Origin of the sequence: Gemmiger gallinarum, assembly GCF_014982805.1 — a bacterium.
Taxonomy (GTDB): Bacteria; Bacillota; Clostridia; order Oscillospirales; family Ruminococcaceae; genus Gemmiger; species Gemmiger gallinarum.
In genome coordinates this window covers 101,237-116,840 of sequence record NZ_JADCKC010000004.1, presented here as the reverse complement: position 1 = coordinate 116,840, position 15,604 = coordinate 101,237, and the positions used below count along the sequence as shown (strand labels likewise).

Genomic DNA, 15,604 nt, shown 5'->3' with positions numbered 1-15,604 from the left:
TTTGCAGAAAAAAGGCCGGAGAGAAGGAAAACAGGACGCTTTCCTTCTCCCCGGCCGTTCAAACGCAGGGAAACTATTCAGGATTGGGGGGATGTTTCTTCGCCGGGGCCGGGCAGGGGCAGCCGGATGGTGAAGGCGGTGCCGGTGCTGGGGGCGGAGGTCACGGCGATGCGCCCCCCGTGGAGCTCCACAATGCGCCGGGTGATGGACAGGCCCAGTCCGCTGCCCCCCTGGTTGCGGGCGTCGCTGCCCACCACAAAGGGCTCAAAGATGGTCTCCAGCCGGTGGGCGGGGATGCCGTGGCCGTTGTCCGCCACCGTCACCACGGCCCAGCCTGCCTCCACAGCCAAAGACACCGACAGCACGGTGCCCAGCCGGTTGTGGCGCAGGGAGTTGCCGATGAGGTTGTCCAGCGCCCGGCCCAGCTCAAAGGGGTCGAGGGAACAGGGGCAGGGCGTTTCGGGAATGTCCACCTGCAGGGTGAAGCCCGCCAGCTCGATCTCGTCGTACTTGGCGGCCAGATACTCCCGCAGATACTCGCACAGGTCCGCCTGCCGCCGCTGGAGCACAAAGCGGGGGTGCTCCACCTTGCTGTACTCGTGAAAGGCGTTGATGAGCTGGGTCAGGGCAGCGGTGCGGCTGCGGATGGCCGCCAGATACCGGGCCTGCTGCTCCGGGGGGACCTTGCCGTCGGCCAGGGCGTCCACATAGCCTGAGATCACCGTCACCGGCGTCTTGAGGTCGTGGGAGATGTTGGCGATCATCTGCTGGCGTTCCCGGTCCAGCTGCTCCCGTTCCCGCTCGCTCTCGGCCAGACGGTCGGACAGGCGGTCGAAGCTCTCCCCGATGCGGGCCAGCTCCCGCACGCCGCCGCAGTCTCCCACCCGCACCTGCTTGCCCTGGGCCTGGGCCACCACCGCCGCGTGCAGCCGGTCAAGAGGCTTGCGGATGCGCCGGCTGATCTGATGGATGAAAAAGCCCGCCGCGGCCACATACAGGGGAATGGCCAGCAGCCACACCCGCCAGGAATCCTGGGAGGCCTGGTAGATGGCCTGCTCGTCGGGCAGGGCCACCTGCAAGAGCAGGATGCGCCCGCTGCCGTCGTCGGCGGTGAAGTCATAGCGGTAGAGGGTGGCGTGGTCGGGGTAGGCCCCGCTGAGGATGGCGTACTGCCGGGCGGTGTAGGCGGTCTGCCCCGGCACCAGGCTGCCGGCCAGCACCCGGAAGTGTTCATCCAGCAAGAGCTCGGCGTCGATGTCGGTCATGCCGTCCTCGAGAGTATAGCGAAGCACCCGGTAGCGGGTGTTGCCGTCGGCGTCCCGCTCGGGAAAGGCCTCGATGTAATAGCTGCCGTCGTAGGGACAGACGCAGGCCAGCTCGGCGGGGGTCAGGGTGACGCAGACCTCCGGGTCGGACTGGTAGAGCACCGCCCCCTCCGTATCCAGCACCGAGAAGGCGTTGTCCGCCCCTTTCAGGCGGCGGGCCAGGGCGTCGTAGTCCCCCGCGGCCAGCCGGTCGTCGGTGAGGAGGCTGTCCCAGTCAAAGGGGTCGAAGAGCCGGTTGAGCTGGGCATCCCACAGCAGATAGATCCCCGCCGCAATGAGCAGCAGGGTGAGGGTGAAGAAGAGATAGTTTCGGACCAGCAGGCCGAAGAGGCCGCTGTCCCGGTGTGGTTCAGCCTTCAATTTTATACCCCAGTCCACGTATGGTGATGATGCACCGCGGGTTCTTGGGATCGTCCTCGATCTTTTCCCGCAGCTTGGAGATGTGCGCCATCATGGTGTTGTCGTTGCTCTCAAAGTATTCCCCGGCAATGCCCTCGTACAGCTGCACCTTGGTGAAGATGCGCCCCGGCGATGCCATGAGCTGGGCCAGGATCTTGTACTCGGTGGGGGTGAGGGGGATGGGTTCGCCGTTTTTGTAGAGCTGCAGCCCGGCGGTGTCCAGGGTCAGGGGGCCCACCGTCAGGGTGTCCCGGCGGGCGCGCCCCGCCCGGCGCAGATGGGCTTTCAGCCGCGCCACCACCTCCATGGGATTGAAGGGCTTGGCAATGTAGTCGTCAGCCCCCAGGTTGAGGCCCAGGATCTTGTCGTTGTCCTGGCTTTTGGCGGACAGGATCAGGATGGGAATATCGCTCTGCCGCCGCAAAGCCCGGGTCAGCTCGTAGCCGTTCATGCCCGGCATCATCACGTCCAGAATGGCGGCGTCGGGGTCGGCGGAGCGGGCCAGCTGCAGGGCGGCGTCACCGTCGGCAGCCTCCGCCACCGCAAAGCCCTCCCCCTCCAGATAGAGGCGGAGCACCTCCCGGATGTCGGCGTCGTCCTCGGCAATGAGAATGGTGGTGGCCATGGGAAAGTCCTCCTTGGCGTTGGAAATGTCAGGGTGTTCTGCCGTCAGCATACAATAGCGCCGTGCATTTGTCAAACTCCTGACAAATGCACGGCGCCTGATATCATGATGACCGCCCGGCAGGGCGGGAAAAGACGGGGTCAGACCTTGTGGTACTTGCGGTCTTCTTCCTCGTAGACGGGGTCGCAGGTGACGTAGATGCCCAGGCAGTTCAGCGTCTCGCTGTCCACCCGGGAGAGGATGACGGTGGAGTGCATGTCGCAGCCCCGCAGATTGGGCAGCTGGTTCAACGCCGCCGCGGCATACTTGTTCTCCGAGATGGAGCTGGACAGGGCGATGAGAATCTCATCGGTGTGCAGGCGGGGGTTCTTGCTGCCGAAGTAGGTGGTCTTGAGGGTCTGGATGGGCTCAATGGCACGGGCGGAGACCAGCTCGATCTCCTGATCGATGCCCGCCAGCTTTTTCAGGGCGTTGAGAAGGGCGGAGGAGGCGGCGCCCAGCAGGGGACCGGTCTTGCCGGTGACGATGGTGCCGTCGGGCAGCTCGATGGCGGCGGCGGGCAGGCCTCCGGTGGCCTGGGAGCGGGCATGGGCCTGCTGTTCCACCGCCCGGCTGCCCACGGTCAGGCCCGCCTGGTTGAGGAGCAGCTCCAGCTTGAAGCGCTCATCCTTGACGGTGCCGCCCACCTTCTGGTCGCAGAGGCACTTCATGTAGCGGCGGAGGATCTCCTTGAGGGAGGCCTCCCGGCAGACCTCGTCGTCCACAATGCAGTTGCCCGCCATGTTGACGCCCATGTCGGTGGGGGAGCGGTAGGGGCTCTTGCCCGCAATGAGCTCGAACATGGCGTTGAGCACCGGGAAGATCTCAATGTCCCGGTTGTAGTTGACGGCGGTCTCACCGTAGGCTTCCAGATGGAAGGGGTCGATCATGTTGACATCGTTGAGGTCGGCGGTGGCTGCCTCGTAGGCCAGGTTGACCGGATGCTTGAGGGGCAGGTTCCAGATGGGGAAGGTCTCGAACTTGGCATACCCCGCCTTGATGCCCCGCTTGTACTCATGGTAGAGCTGGGACAGGCAGACGGCCATCTTGCCGCTGCCGGGGCCGGGGGCGGTCACCACAATGAGGGGACGCTGAGTCTCGATGTAGTCGTTTTTGCCGTAGCCCTCGTCGCTGACGATGCGGGCCACATCGCCGGGATAGCCGGCGATCTTGTAATGGCGGAAGCTGCGGATGCCCAGGGTCTGGAGCTTCTGCTCAAAGGCAATGACCTCCGGCTCGGGGGTGTACATGGTGATGCAGACGCTGCCCACAAACAGGCCCACCCCCTGGAAGGCGTCGATAAGGCGCAGCACGTCCATGTCGTAGGTGATGCCGTAGTCGCCCCGCTTTTTGTTGCTGATGATGGCCTCGGCGCTGATGGCGATAACGATCTCCGCCTGGTCCTTCAGCTGCAGCAGCATGTGCAGCTTGGAGTCGGGCTGAAAGCCGGGCAGCACCCGGGAAGCATGGTAATCGTCAAACAGCTTGCCGCCGAATTCCATGTACAGCTTGTTGTCGAACTGAGCAATGCGCTCCCGGATGTGCGCCGACTGCATGACCAGATATTTGTTGTTGTCAAATCCTATATTCATCTGCGTCCCACTTCCTCTGCAAAATCTGTGGGGGCACCCCCGGGGCGGGAGCATCCCCTTTTCCCAAAATACATACCAAATCCAGTATAGCATACTCAAAAACCCGGTGCAATTCCACTTTTTGACGGGGCACCGGGGGAATGCCCGGTATGGGGCAAAAAAAGCAGTGTGCAGAATTTGACGGTCACGGGGGAGGCAACAGCTGCCGCCTGGCCCGCAGCACCATAAAAAGACCGGTCAGTGCCAACAGAAGGCAGACGGCGCTGCCGGTGGCCAGGTTCATGAGGCGGCGCAGAGGCAGGGGGGTATCCGTCCCGAAGGCTGCCAGCATGGCGGTCTGGAGGGAGAGCATGGAGACAAGGGAGGCGGCAAAGCGGATCTGCCGCAGGGCCAGCAGGTCGGGGGAGCGGCGGCGGTGGAACCGGATGAGAAAGACCACCGAGGAGATCAGGCTGTAAAAGTCATAGAAGGCCACGGCAAAGATCCGGAAGCCGTCATAGACAAAGCCGTTGTCCTCCCGCACAATAAGCACCGCCACGCCCAGCAGGGTCAGGGCCAGCAAAACCAGCAGCGCCCCGCACAGACGGTAGGTTTTCCAGCCTGCCCGCAGCCGGGCGTCGGGATCGTCCAGCCGGGCGGCTGCCCGGCTGCCCCGCAAAACCAGTCCCCAGGTGGCGCACAATGCCAGAGAGTACCCCGCCAGTACCGTGAGCCACCGGGAGGCCAGCTGCCAGCCCGCCGCCAGCCGGGAGAGGGCGAGTATGCCGCTGAAGGCAAGGGAGCCGTACCCTGTCCACCGAATGCGGAGGTCGGCGTCGTCATACAGCCGGGCGAGAAGGGGATGGCGGCAGGCAGCGCGGGAGACGGCCCGCAGGGGAGAGGCCCGCCGCACACAGGCAATCGCCGCCCAGACCGCCAGGGCCAGAAATACCCCCGCCGCCGTGTAGAGGGCGTACTCCGCCGGGGCGGGCAGGGGAAGCTGTTCCGGAGCGGCCGCCTTCCAGAGGGCGGCAGCGGAAAAGGCCGCCGCCCCCAGACAGCAGGGGAAAAGCGGCGGCCGGAAGGAGAAGCGGTTGGTTGTTTTTGGGCGGGAGAGGCGGTGTCCGGACATGGCGTTGTCTCCAATCGGGAAAAGGGTGGAAGGGGATACCGGTATCCTACCCGGGGGATGTTTGGATTTTGTTTGCCTTTTGTTTGGGAATTGTTAAGAGGACGCCTCAGTCCCGAATGCCCCGGATGAGGGGGATCAGGCAGAGCAGCAGCACAATCCCGGCCAGGCCCACGGCGATGCCGGGCACCAGCATGTTCCACAGCATGACCATGCACATGCCCAGCCCCAGCATCAGGGCACCCATGATGCCCAGCAGGGCGGTGGCCACAGAACGGACGCTCAGGCGGACCATCGGCTTGCCCTCCATCCGGCGGCGGACCAGCCACAGGATCAGCAGGACCACCAGGCCCGCCCCGCCGGTGATGACGCCCTCCTGCATGGCGTTCCACTGAGGCAGCAGCGCCATGCACATGCCCAGGGCGAAGAGAATGCCGCCGACGGTGGCAAGGATCAGGGTGACAAAATTTTTCTTTTTCATGGAAAGTTTCCTCCTTGTAAACGGGATACAAAAGCGGGACGGTCAGCGGCAGGATTCAGGGGAGTGGTCGCCGGCGGGGGCATCGGAGTCGGTCTTTTCCAGAAAGGCATCCACAAAGGCGCCCTCGATGGTTTTGTAGCCGTCCACCACGGTGCGCTCCACCTTCTGATAACCGCCCACCACCGTGTCCTCCACCTTGTGATAGGCGCCGGTGACCTTGTCGGCCATGCCGCCGGTCCTGAGGGAGCCGTCCTCCTCCAGGAAAGCATCCACAAATCTGTCCTCCACATTCTTGTAGGCGTCCAGAACCTTTTTGCCCAGCTTGCCGGGCTTCAGCTGATATTCACTCATGGTTGTAACCTCCTGTTTTGTTGGCGGAAAGGCCCTGCCCGCGCCGGGCATCCGGGGCTTTCCCTTTTGTGCCTACAGTATAGGGCCGGATTGTTTGCGCTCTGCTTGGGTTGTGTTTGCAAAATGTTAAATCCGCTCCTGAAAAAGCAAAAAAATCCGCCGCCCGGGCAGACCGGACAGCGGACTCTCAGCAGAGATACGGGAAAACGGCAGGACGGAGTCACAGAAGGGCGTGGCCCTTCTCACACAGGGCGTAGATCTCCTCATACTTGGCCTCGATGAAGGGCTGGACCCTGCGGGTGCGGGCCCGGGTCAACCCCCGGCGCAGAAAGACGGGGAGAATCCATCCCGCAAAGCCGGGCACCGCCAGCAGGATGGTCAGCAGATAATGGGGCGGGGCGGCGGTGACGGCAAACACCGACCCCGCCATGAAGGCGGTGCCTGCCAGCCCCACCAGCAGGGCCCACAGGGTGGCGGCGCTGGTTTTGGACCGTTCCAGCAGGTCAATCTCCCGCAGACAGGCCTCAAAGTTGCGCTGCAGACGGGTCAGCTCCATCTTGTTGATGATCTTGCGGTCCCGCTTGAGGTAGAGGACCGCGGGCCGGACGCCGGGGGCAACAGGATGGTTTTCATCCTGCTGCCAGCCGAAGCTTTCGTAGCAGTCCAGAAGCAGGGAGATGTCCTGTCCCGCTGCGGGGACCTGCTTGTATTCATAGCCGATGTACCGGCCGGAAGAGGATTGGGTCATGTCTGTGCCTCCCTGGGGGGGCGGGCAGCCGCACGGTGAAAGTGCTGCCCTGCCCGGGGGTGCTCTCCACCGCGATGCTGCCGTCGGAGAGTTCCAGCACCCGCCGCACCAGCGCCAGACCCAGGCCGTTGCCCTCGGTGGCGTGGGAGGTGTCCCCCTGATAGAATTTGTCAAAAATGCGGGCCATGGTACCGGCGTCCATGCCGCAGCCGGTGTCCGTCACCCATACAGTCAGGCCCTCGGGCCCCGAGCGCTGGCCCAGGGTGATGCGGCCGCCCTCCGGGGTGAACTTGAGGGCGTTGGAGAGCAGGTTGGTCCACACCAGTTCCAGCAGACCCTCGTCGGCAAAGACCTCCGCCCGGTCCTCCAGATCGGCCTCAAAGTCGATGTGCCGGCGCTCCCACTGGTCCTCAAACTGCAGGGCGCAGCTGCACAGCTGGGCGCAGAGGTCGTAGGGCCGGGGCATGGGCTGGATGACCTGCTTTTCCAGCTTGTTGAGCTTGAGCATGTTGGTGATGAGGCTGGACAGCCGCCGGGTGGCCTGCAGGATGGTGTCGGTGCATTCCCGGCGCTGGGCCTCGGTGAGGGAGGAAGTCTGCAGCAGTTCGGCGTTGGTCTGGATGACCGTCAGCGGGGTCTTGATCTCGTGGGAAACGTTGGAGAAAAAGTCGGTCTTGAGGGTCTCGATGCTGCCCAGCTCCTCCACCATCTTGTTGAAGTCCATGTACAGCACATCCAGATGGGTGCGCTTGTCGATGGTGTGCCGGGGCGGCAGATAGACCGAAAAGTCCCCAGCAGCCACCCGGCGGGCGGCCTCGGAAAATTCCTCAATGGGTTTCTGGTAATGGCGGCGGATGATGAGCCCGGTGGTCAGGGTGGCGGCCGCGGAGGCCGCCGCCCAGAACCCCACCACCCCGGCCACGCTGGCGGCGGGCAGGCTGCGGTAGTCGATGACCCGACCGATCATCATCATCTGCAGGGTGGTGAGCAGGGCGAACACCAGGAAAAACAGCAGGAAGGTGGACAGGGGAAACAGCTCTTTTTTCACCCGGTCGTCGGAAAATTTGCCCGGGGCCCTCATTTCAGCACCGCCTTGTAGCCCAGGCCCCGGACGGTCTTGATGGTAAAGCCGGTACAGCGGGAAAACTTGTCCCGCAGCTTGGTGATGTAAACGTCCACCGCCCGCAGGCTGGTCTCCGTCTCCACCCCCCAGAACTCGTCCATGAGCTGCGCCCGGGAAAAGGTCTTGTTGGGGTAGGACAGAAGCTTGTATAAAATGTTGAACTCCCGGGTGGTGACGGGAATGTCCTATCCGTCCGCCGCGGCGGTGACGGCGTCGGCATCCAGCACCAGATTCCCCACTGTCAGCCGCCGCTCCATCTCGATGTTGGCACGGCGCAAAAGCGCCCGCACCCGCAGCAGCAGCTCGGCCAGCTCGATGGGCTTGACCATGTAGTCGTCGATGCCCAGCTGAAAGCCCTTCTGCTTGGCGGGCAGGTCGTCCCGGGCGGACATGAACAGGATGGGGATGACCCGGTTGACCCGGCGGACGTTCTCGGCAAAGGAAAAGCCGTCCTCCCCGGGCATCATGATGTCGGAGACAATGAGGTCGTACAGCTGATTGTACATCTCTTCATAGGCGGCCGCTGCCGACAGACAGCCGGTGGCCGCAAAGCCGCTGTCGTTGAGGTAGGTGCACACCGCCTGATTGAGCCTGGCGTCATCCTCCACAACAAGGATACGGACCATGGAAAACCCCTCTCTTTCGGTAAAGCGGAACGGGCCGGGCAGACCCTTTCCCGGGTGGATGCCCCATTGTACCCCGCCGTTGTTGGCGTACTGTTTGGGTTTTGTTTGAGAATTGTTAACGGGGGCGGGAAAGTCTCTGTTACCATCATACGGCACCGGAGCTTTTGCCGCAAGACGCCGCCGCACGCCGCAGGAAAATGCCGGAGATACCGGCCGTTTTTCTTGCCGCCAAAGTCGGTTTGTGGTATACTATTACGGTTAAAATGGAGAGGTGTAGACAAATGCGGGTTTTGGGCATTGACCCCGGGTATGCCATCGTGGGCTGGGGGGTACTGGATTATACGGGCAACCGGTTTGCGCCGGTGGCTTACGGGGCGATTCTGACCGACAAGGACACCCCCTTTGAACAGCGCCTGGCCGAGATCTACACCGGCATGAACGAGGTCTGTACCAAGTACCGTCCCCAGGCTCTCTCCATTGAAAAACTGTACTACCAGCACAACCAGACCACCGTCATCGGGGTGGCGGAGGCCCGGGGGGTCATCCTGCTCTCGGCGGCCCAGGCGGGGGTGCCCATCTTTGAGTACACCCCCATGCAGGTCAAGCAGGCGGTCACCGGCTACGGCAAGGCGGTGAAAAAGCAGATCCAGGAAATGACCCGGATCTTATTGCATCTGGACGCCGTCCCCAAACCCGACGACACCGCCGACGCCCTGGCCCTGGCCATCGCCCACTGCCATTGCAGCCGCAGCCGCATCGCCGGCACCCCGCCCCGCTGAACCTGAGGAGGAAACCGGATGGACTGTCCTTTCTGCAAAATTCCCATGCGGCATGGCCCTCTGGAGCGAGAAAAAACACGCCCTGACCCTGAACCCGGGGCCGGGGGAAGTCTATGCCCTCAGCCTGGGCAAAACCATGTTCTCTCCCCATCAGCTGGAAAGCTGGTTCTGCCCCCGCTGCCGGAAGATCCTGCTGGATGCCTCCGGCTACGAGTCCAATATCCGGCCGGAATGACCCCGGCCGCCCTTCCATAGAGAAAAGGAGCACACACCATGATCTATTGCCTGACCGGCAAGGTCGTCAAAAAAACACTGGACACCGTGGTCATCAGCTGCGGGGGCGTGGGATACCTGGCCCAGGTGCCCACCACCACGGCGGGCAGCCTGCCCGCCCCCGGGGAGGAAGCCACCCTCTACACCGTCATGAACGTCACCGAGAACGACGTGGCCCTCTACGGCTTTTCGTCGGAGGAACAGCAGTCCTGCTTCAAGATGCTCACCTCGGTCACCGGCGTGGGCCCCAAGGCGGCGCTGGCGGTTTTGTCCGTCATGACCCCCGAGAAAGTCGCCCTGGCGGCCTCCTCCGGGGACCACAAGGCCTTCACCAAGGCAAGCGGCGTGGGGCCCAAGCTGGCCCAGCGCATCGCCCTGGAACTGAAGGACAAGGTGGGCAAGGGCCTGGCCATGGGTACCGGCTTTGCCGACGCCGGGGAGCAAGCTCCCGCCGCCGGTTCCGCCCCCTCTCAGGCAGTGGCGGCGCTGGTGGCTCTGGGCTACAATGCCTCCGACGCCGCCCGGGCCGTCTCCCGGGTGGACGACACTTTGCCGGTGCAGGACATCATCAAAATTGCCCTGCGCGGGCTTTCCAAGCTGTAACCGTCAAGGAGGGATACCGTGAATCAGGAATATACCGTTGACCCCACCCGCCTGGTCACCCCCGACGCCACCGAGGCCGACACCGAGGAAGTGAGCCTCCGCCCCAAAACGCTGGAAGACTACGTGGGGCAGGAAAAGGTCAAATCCAACCTTTCCATCTATCTGCGGGCGGCCCAGCGCCGGGGCGAGCCCATGGACCATATCCTTTTGTACGGCCCTCCCGGCCTGGGCAAGACGACGCTGGCGGGCATTGTGGCCCAGGAGATGGGAGTGCAGATCCGCATCACCTCCGGCCCCGCCATTGAAAAGCCCGGCGACCTGGCCGCTCTGCTTACCAATCTGCAGGAGGGGGATGTGCTCTTCATTGACGAGATCCACCGCCTGTCCCGGCAGGTGGAGGAGGTGCTCTATCCGGCGCTGGAGGACTACGCCCTGGATATCATGATCGGCAAAGGCCCCAGCGCCCAGAGCATCCGTATCAACCTGCCCCGGTTCACCCTCATCGGCGCCACCACCCGGGCGGGACAGCTCACCGGCCCCCTGCGGGACCGCTTCGGCATCCTGCTCAAGCTGGAACCCTACAGCCCCGACGAGCTGGCCCGCATCATTGAGCGCAGCGCCTCCATTCTGGGCATTCCCACCACCCACGAGGGTGCTCTGGAACTGGCCCGGTGCAGCCGGGGCACCCCCCGTATCGCCAACCGGCTGCTCAAGCGGGCCCGGGACTTTGCCACCGTGCGGGGGGACGGCACCATCGACGAGGAGACCGCCATCGACGCCCGCATCCAGATGGACATTGACGAGCTGGGCCTGGACGAGCTGGACCGCAGCCTGCTGCGGGCCATCATTGAAATGTACGGCGGCGGCCCGGTGGGTCTGGAGACGCTGGCCGCGGCATTGGGGGAGGAGAGCGTCACCCTGGAGGACATCTGCGAGCCCTACCTGATGCAGATGGGTTTTCTCACCCGGACGCCCCGGGGACGCTGCGTCACCCGGCTGGCCTACGAGCATCTGCACATGCCGGTGCCCCGCCAGCTGCGCGCCGAGGACGGCCCCGCCGACGACGGCCAGCAGAGTCTTTACTGAACCGCCAAGAAAACTTCACATTTGTCCGCTATGATAGATTCGCTATGACAGAAAGGAGTCGCCGCCATGCGCGCTGCCGAAACCTGGCAGGATTATGAACTCATCGACGCCACCGAGAAAAACCGTCTGGAACGGTGGGGCAAGACCCTGCTCATCCGTCCCGACCCCCAGGTGGTGTGGAAAAACGCCCCGGCCAGCCCCCTGTGGGACAAGGCCGACGCCGTCTACCACCGGTCCACCAAGGGCGGCGGCAGCTGGGAGACCCGCCGCAGCCTGCCCCAGAAATGGCGCATCCGCTGGCAGGACCTGACCCTTATTGTCAGCCCCACCGGCTTCAAGCACACCGGCGTCTTCCCGGAGCAGGCCGTCAACTGGGAGTGGTACCGCAAGATCATCACCGCCGCGGGACGGCCCATCCGGGTGCTCAACCTCTTCGGCTACACCGGCGGCGCGACGCTTGCCTGTCTGGCTGCGGGGGCGACTGTCACCCACGTGGATGCCAGCAAGGGCATGGTGGCCTGGGCGCGGGAAAACGCCGCCGCCAGCAACCTGCAGGACCGCCCCTGCCGGTGGATCGTGGACGACTGCGGCAAGTTCGTCGCCCGGGAGATCCGCCGGGGCAGCTTTTACGACGCCGTCATCATGGACCCGCCCAGCTACGGCCGGGGACCCGGGGGCGAGATCTGGAAGCTGGAGGACAACATCTACGACCTCATCGCCCAGTGCGTGGGGGTGCTGAGCAAGCAGCCCCTCTTCTTTGCGGTCAACAGCTACACCGAGGGCCTGAGCCCTGCGGTGATGGAATACATCATGAAGACTACCATCGTCCCCCGCTTCGGCGGCCGGACCAGCTGCGACGAGATCGGCCTGCCCGTGTCGGCCACCGGGGGCGTGGTGCCCTGCGGCGCCACCGCCATCTGGCAGGAGAGCTGAACGGGGGAAGCAACCCCATCAGGAAAGGAAAACCATCATGGAAGAGATGCTGCGCGTGCAGGACGTGCATTTCCGTTATGACCCCGAACAGCCCGTGTGGGCGGTGTCGGGGGTGAGCATGGACATCAAGAAAGGCGAGTTTGTGGCGGTGCTGGGCGCCAACGGCTGCGGCAAGTCGACGCTGGCCAAGCACTTCAACGCCATTCTGCTGCCCGAGAAGGGCACGGTGCTGGTGGAGGACATCGACACCCGCACCGAGGAAAAGCTCTACGACATCCGCCAGAAGGTGGGCATGGTGTTCCAGAACCCGGACAACCAGATCGTCGCCACCGTGGTGGAGGAGGATGTGGCTTTCGCTCTCGAAAACCTGGGCGTGCCCTCCCCCGAGATCCGCACCCGCATCGACGAGGCCATGAAGCTGGCCGGCATCTATGAAAAGCGGGACAAGGCGCCCCATAAACTCTCCGGCGGCCAGAAACAGCGGGTGGCCATTGCAGGCGTCATCGCCATGCGGCCCGACTGCCTGGTGCTGGACGAAGCCACCGCCATGCTGGACCCCAGCGGCCGCCGGTCGGTGATGCAGACCATCCGCAAGCTGCGGGCGTCGGGCATCACCATCGTCTCCATCACCCACTATATGGAGGAGGCGGCCCAGGCCGACCGGGTGCTGGTCATGAACAGCGGCCGCATCGTCATGGAGGGCACCCCGGAGGAGATCTTTGCCCAGACCGAGCGCCTCAAGCGCTACCATCTGGACGTACCTCAGGCCGCCGAGCTGCGGGACGCCCTGGAAGCGGAAGGTCTGCCTGCGCCCAGGCGCATCATCACGCCGGACGCCGCCGCCGACTGGCTGTACGAACTGCTGAAAGACTGAAAGGGCCTTTTTCGGCCCGCCCAACACCAAGGATGAGAACATCACCCGGACCGCCGGGGATATATCTCAGGGAACAGGGGGAACCACTTTGTCCGAGATCATTCGAGTTGAACATCTGAAATACGTCTATAACCCCGGCATGCCGGATGAGACCGCCGCCCTGGACGACGTCAGCTTTTCCATTGAGGAAGGGGACTTCGTGGGCATCATCGGCTCCACCGGCAGCGGCAAGTCCACATTGATCGGCCACTTCAACGGCCTCAACCGCCCCACTTCGGGCAAGATCATCGTGGACGGCAAGGATATGTGGGCGGAGGGCAGCGATCTGCGGTCCTTCCGCTTTCTGGTGGGGCTGGTGTTCCAGTACCCGGAATACCAGCTTTTTGAGGAGACCTGCGCCAAGGACATCGCCTTCGGCCCCAAGAACATGGGCCTGGACGACGCCGAGATCGAACGCCGCGTAAAAGAGGCGGCAGCCTTTACCGGCCTGAGCGACGACCTTTTGCAGCGCAGCCCCTTTGAACTGTCCGGCGGCCAGAAACGCCGGGTGGCCATTGCGGGCGTCATGGCCATGGAGCCCCGCATTCTGGTGCTGGATGAGCCCGCCGCCGGTCTGGACCCGGAGGGCCGGGACACCATCCTCTCCCAGATCAAGGCCTACCACGAAAAGACCGGCATCACGGTGGTGCTCGTCAGCCATTCCATGGAGGACATTGCCAAGTACGCCAACCGGGTGCTGGTCATGAGCCACGCCAAGGTGGCCATGTACGACACGGTGGAAAAGGTCTTTGCCCGTGCGCCGGAACTGCTGGAACTGGGTCTGTCTGTGCCCCAGGTGACCCAGATCTTTTTGAAACTGCGGCAGAAAGGCCTGGACATCCCCATCGATGTCTACACCGTGCCCTACGCGGTCAAGACCATCCGCCGTCTGTGGCAGCAAGAACAGGGCAAAGGAGGCGGCGCAGATGCTTCGTGATATCACCATCGGCCAGCATTTCCCGGGCAACTCGGTGGTCCACCGCTGCGACCCCCGTCTCAAGCTCATCGCCACCATCGCCTACATTGTGGTGCTCTACTCCTGCGGCAACGCCGTGGGCGTGGCGCTGTCGGTGGTGCTGCTGGGGGCGCTGTATGCCCTGTCCAAAATCCCCTTCAAGCTCATTCTCAAGAGCCTGAAACCCATTGTGCCCATCATTATCTTCACCTCGGTCATCAACCTCTTCTTCATCACCGGGGAGGGGGAGCCGCTGGTCTCCTTCTGGGTATTCAAGATCTATGCCGAGGGCGTCAGCTTCGCCATCCTCATGGCGGTGCGGGTCATGGCCCTCATTGCGGGCACCAGCCTGCTCACCTACACCACCAGCCCGGTGGTCCTGACCGATGCCATCGAAAACCTGCTCCGGCCGCTGTCCAAGCTCCATCTGCCGGTGCATGAGTTCGCCATCATCATGACCATCGCCCTGCGGTTCATCCCCACCCTCATCGATGAGACCGAGAAGATCATGAACGCCCAGAAAGCCCGGGGCGCCCAGCTGGACACCGGCAAGCTGAGCGAGCGGATGCGCGCTTTGGTGCCCATCCTGATCCCCTTGTTTTTGTCCGCCTTCCGCCGGGCCGACGAGCTGGCCATGGCCATGGAGTGCCGCTGCTACCGGGGCGGCGAGGGCCGCACCCGCCTGAAGGTGCTGCATCTCACCCGCACCGACGCCTGGTGCGCTCTGTTCTGCCTGGTGACCTTCGGCATCATTCTGGCCACCCGGTGGATCTTCCCCGGCCTGTGACCGGACAAAGAGAGGTTTTGCCATGAACGTGCTGCTCCGCCTGGCCTACAAGGGCACCCGCTACGCCGGGTTTCAGGTCCAGCCCAACGCCATGACCGTCTGTCAGGCCTTTCAGGACGCTTTGGAGGCGGTTTTGGGGGAACGCCCCGACGTAAAAGGCTGTTCCCGCACCGACGCGGGCGTTCATGCGCTGGATTTCGCGCTCAACTTCCACTATGATGGACACATCCCGCCCTTCCGGCTGGTGCTGGCCTTGAACGCCCACCTGCCCGAGGACATCCGGGTTAAAAGCGCCCGCCCCGTGCCCGAGGACTTTCACGCCCGGTACGCCGCCCACGCCAAGACCTACTGCTACCGCATCCGCAACAGCGCGGTGGACGATCCTTTTGATTGGGACACCTGCTGGCGGACGGCGGGGGCGCTGGACGTGGCCGCCATGCAGGCCGCCGCAGACCAACTGGTGGGGACCCACGATTTCCGGGCCTTCTGCGCGGCGGGTTCCGGCCCGGCGGCCCACGGGGACACGGTGCGCACCATCACCGCCTGCACGGTGGAGCGCAGGGGCGAGCTGGTCACCGTCACCGTCACGGCGGACGGCTACCTGTACAACATGGTGCGCATTCTGGCGGGAACGCTGGTGGAGGCGGGTCGGGGCAAACTGGACCCCGCCGCCCTGCCGGACATTCTGGCAAAAGGGGACCGCCGCCGGGCAGGGGCCACCCTGCCCGCCAGGGGGCTGTTCCTGATCCGGGTGGATTATCCCGAACAGGCACTGCAGCCCGCGGAGAACAGCGCCCCAAAGGCAGAATCACCAGAATCATAATTTCGAGTTCAGCAGCCGCCTTCAGGGCGGCGTGG

17 protein-coding genes and 1 pseudogene are annotated in these 15,604 nt (G+C 63.9%); 9 read left to right on the top strand and 9 right to left on the bottom strand.

The window, feature by feature from the left end; genetic code table 11:
- Positions 1-77 precede the first annotated feature (77 nt).
- From INF35_RS13125 to INF35_RS13085, 9 genes and pseudogenes are all read right to left on the bottom strand, one after another.
- Positions 78-1,685 (bottom strand): sensor histidine kinase, encoded by a 1,608-nt coding sequence (locus INF35_RS13125; RefSeq protein WP_193503214.1) that lies wholly within the window; start codon positions 1,683-1,685, stop codon positions 78-80.
- A complete protein-coding gene (locus INF35_RS13120; protein WP_193503306.1) occupies positions 1,675-2,349 on the bottom strand; it encodes a response regulator transcription factor in 675 nt (224 codons plus the stop codon). Before INF35_RS13120 ends, INF35_RS13125 begins: the two co-directional genes overlap by 11 nt.
- Before the next feature lie 140 nt (positions 2,350-2,489).
- A complete protein-coding gene (locus tag INF35_RS13115) occupies positions 2,490-3,980 on the bottom strand; it encodes a DUF1846 domain-containing protein (RefSeq protein WP_193503212.1) in 1,491 nt (496 codons plus the stop codon).
- Positions 3,981-4,164: 184 nt separating this feature from the next.
- Positions 4,165-5,091: a hypothetical protein gene (locus INF35_RS13110; RefSeq protein WP_193503210.1), complete on the bottom strand. Its 927-nt coding sequence runs from the start codon at positions 5,089-5,091 to the stop codon at positions 4,165-4,167.
- Between the two features lie 106 nt (positions 5,092-5,197).
- Positions 5,198-5,569: a hypothetical protein gene (locus tag INF35_RS13105; RefSeq protein WP_193503208.1), complete on the bottom strand. Its 372-nt coding sequence runs from the start codon at positions 5,567-5,569 to the stop codon at positions 5,198-5,200.
- 42 nt (positions 5,570-5,611) lie between these two features.
- Positions 5,612-5,920: a hypothetical protein gene (locus tag INF35_RS13100; RefSeq protein ID WP_193503206.1), complete on the bottom strand. Its 309-nt coding sequence runs from the start codon at positions 5,918-5,920 to the stop codon at positions 5,612-5,614.
- Between the two features lie 220 nt (positions 5,921-6,140).
- A complete protein-coding gene (locus INF35_RS13095) occupies positions 6,141-6,668 on the bottom strand; it encodes a hypothetical protein (protein WP_193503204.1) in 528 nt (175 codons plus the stop codon).
- Positions 6,631-7,749: a HAMP domain-containing sensor histidine kinase gene (locus INF35_RS13090; RefSeq protein WP_193503202.1), complete on the bottom strand. Its 1,119-nt coding sequence runs from the start codon at positions 7,747-7,749 to the stop codon at positions 6,631-6,633. Before INF35_RS13090 ends, INF35_RS13095 begins: the two co-directional genes overlap by 38 nt.
- Positions 7,746-8,417, bottom strand: a pseudogene (locus INF35_RS13085) (response regulator transcription factor). The gene INF35_RS13090 and the pseudogene INF35_RS13085 overlap by 4 nt, the downstream one beginning before the upstream one ends.
- Positions 8,418-8,698: 281 nt before the next feature.
- Here INF35_RS13085 and ruvC point away from each other — a divergent pair.
- The 9 genes from ruvC (at position 8,699) to truA (ending at position 15,569) form a co-directional block, all read left to right on the top strand.
- Positions 8,699-9,196: a crossover junction endodeoxyribonuclease RuvC gene (gene ruvC / locus INF35_RS13080; protein WP_193503200.1), complete on the top strand. Its 498-nt coding sequence runs from the start codon at positions 8,699-8,701 to the stop codon at positions 9,194-9,196.
- 52 nt (positions 9,197-9,248) lie between these two features.
- The gene (locus tag INF35_RS13075) at positions 9,249-9,431 is read left to right on the top strand and encodes a PF20097 family protein (RefSeq protein ID WP_193503198.1); all 183 of its coding nucleotides are present in this window, start codon (positions 9,249-9,251) and stop codon (positions 9,429-9,431) included.
- Between the two features lie 38 nt (positions 9,432-9,469).
- Entirely contained in the window at positions 9,470-10,072 is a 603-nt protein-coding gene (gene ruvA / locus INF35_RS13070; RefSeq protein WP_193503196.1) for a Holliday junction branch migration protein RuvA, read from the top strand.
- A gap of 18 nt (positions 10,073-10,090) precedes the next feature.
- Positions 10,091-11,158: a Holliday junction branch migration DNA helicase RuvB gene (ruvB, locus tag INF35_RS13065; protein WP_193503194.1), complete on the top strand. Its 1,068-nt coding sequence runs from the start codon at positions 10,091-10,093 to the stop codon at positions 11,156-11,158.
- 66 nt (positions 11,159-11,224) lie between these two features.
- Positions 11,225-12,091 carry a class I SAM-dependent methyltransferase gene (locus tag INF35_RS13060; protein ID WP_193503192.1) on the top strand — a complete coding sequence of 289 codons (867 nt, stop codon included), beginning with the start codon at positions 11,225-11,227 and terminating at the stop codon, positions 12,089-12,091.
- A 37-nt stretch (positions 12,092-12,128) separates the two neighbouring features.
- Entirely contained in the window at positions 12,129-12,965 is an 837-nt protein-coding gene (locus INF35_RS13055; protein WP_193503190.1) for an energy-coupling factor transporter ATPase, read from the top strand.
- An 88-nt stretch (positions 12,966-13,053) separates the two neighbouring features.
- Positions 13,054-13,941: an energy-coupling factor transporter ATPase gene (locus INF35_RS13050; RefSeq protein ID WP_193503188.1), complete on the top strand. Its 888-nt coding sequence runs from the start codon at positions 13,054-13,056 to the stop codon at positions 13,939-13,941.
- Positions 13,931-14,746, top strand: coding sequence for an energy-coupling factor transporter transmembrane component T family protein (locus INF35_RS13045; protein WP_193503186.1), 816 nt, complete (start codon positions 13,931-13,933; stop codon positions 14,744-14,746). The genes INF35_RS13050 and INF35_RS13045 overlap by 11 nt, the downstream gene beginning before the upstream one ends.
- Before the next feature lie 22 nt (positions 14,747-14,768).
- On the top strand, positions 14,769-15,569 hold the full coding sequence (truA, locus tag INF35_RS13040; RefSeq protein WP_193503183.1) for a tRNA pseudouridine(38-40) synthase TruA: 801 nt from the start codon (positions 14,769-14,771) through the stop codon (positions 15,567-15,569).
- Positions 15,570-15,604: the final 35 nt, after the last annotated feature.

Excerpts from the sequence above, each read along its gene's own strand:
- INF35_RS13120 (WP_193503306.1), bottom strand. The coding sequence starts at position 2,349 with ATGGCCACCACCATTCTCATTGCCGAGGACGACGCCGACATCCGGGAG.
- INF35_RS13115 (WP_193503212.1), bottom strand. The coding sequence starts at position 3,980 with ATGAATATAGGATTTGACAACAACAAATATCTGGTCATGCAGTCGGCG.
- INF35_RS13110 (WP_193503210.1), bottom strand. The coding sequence starts at position 5,091 with ATGTCCGGACACCGCCTCTCCCGCCCAAAAACAACCAACCGCTTCTCC.
- INF35_RS13105 (WP_193503208.1), bottom strand. The coding sequence starts at position 5,569 with ATGAAAAAGAAAAATTTTGTCACCCTGATCCTTGCCACCGTCGGCGGC.
- INF35_RS13100 (WP_193503206.1), bottom strand. The coding sequence starts at position 5,920 with ATGAGTGAATATCAGCTGAAGCCCGGCAAGCTGGGCAAAAAGGTTCTG.
- INF35_RS13095 (WP_193503204.1), bottom strand. The coding sequence starts at position 6,668 with ATGACCCAATCCTCTTCCGGCCGGTACATCGGCTATGAATACAAGCAG.
- INF35_RS13090 (WP_193503202.1), bottom strand. The coding sequence starts at position 7,749 with ATGAGGGCCCCGGGCAAATTTTCCGACGACCGGGTGAAAAAAGAGCTG.
- ruvC (WP_193503200.1), top strand. The coding sequence starts at position 8,699 with ATGCGGGTTTTGGGCATTGACCCCGGGTATGCCATCGTGGGCTGGGGG.
- INF35_RS13075 (WP_193503198.1), top strand. The coding sequence starts at position 9,249 with ATGGCCCTCTGGAGCGAGAAAAAACACGCCCTGACCCTGAACCCGGGG.
- ruvA (WP_193503196.1), top strand. The coding sequence starts at position 9,470 with ATGATCTATTGCCTGACCGGCAAGGTCGTCAAAAAAACACTGGACACC.
- INF35_RS13060 (WP_193503192.1), top strand. The coding sequence starts at position 11,225 with ATGCGCGCTGCCGAAACCTGGCAGGATTATGAACTCATCGACGCCACC.
- INF35_RS13055 (WP_193503190.1), top strand. The coding sequence starts at position 12,129 with ATGGAAGAGATGCTGCGCGTGCAGGACGTGCATTTCCGTTATGACCCC.
- INF35_RS13045 (WP_193503186.1), top strand. The coding sequence starts at position 13,931 with ATGCTTCGTGATATCACCATCGGCCAGCATTTCCCGGGCAACTCGGTG.
- truA (WP_193503183.1), top strand. The coding sequence starts at position 14,769 with ATGAACGTGCTGCTCCGCCTGGCCTACAAGGGCACCCGCTACGCCGGG.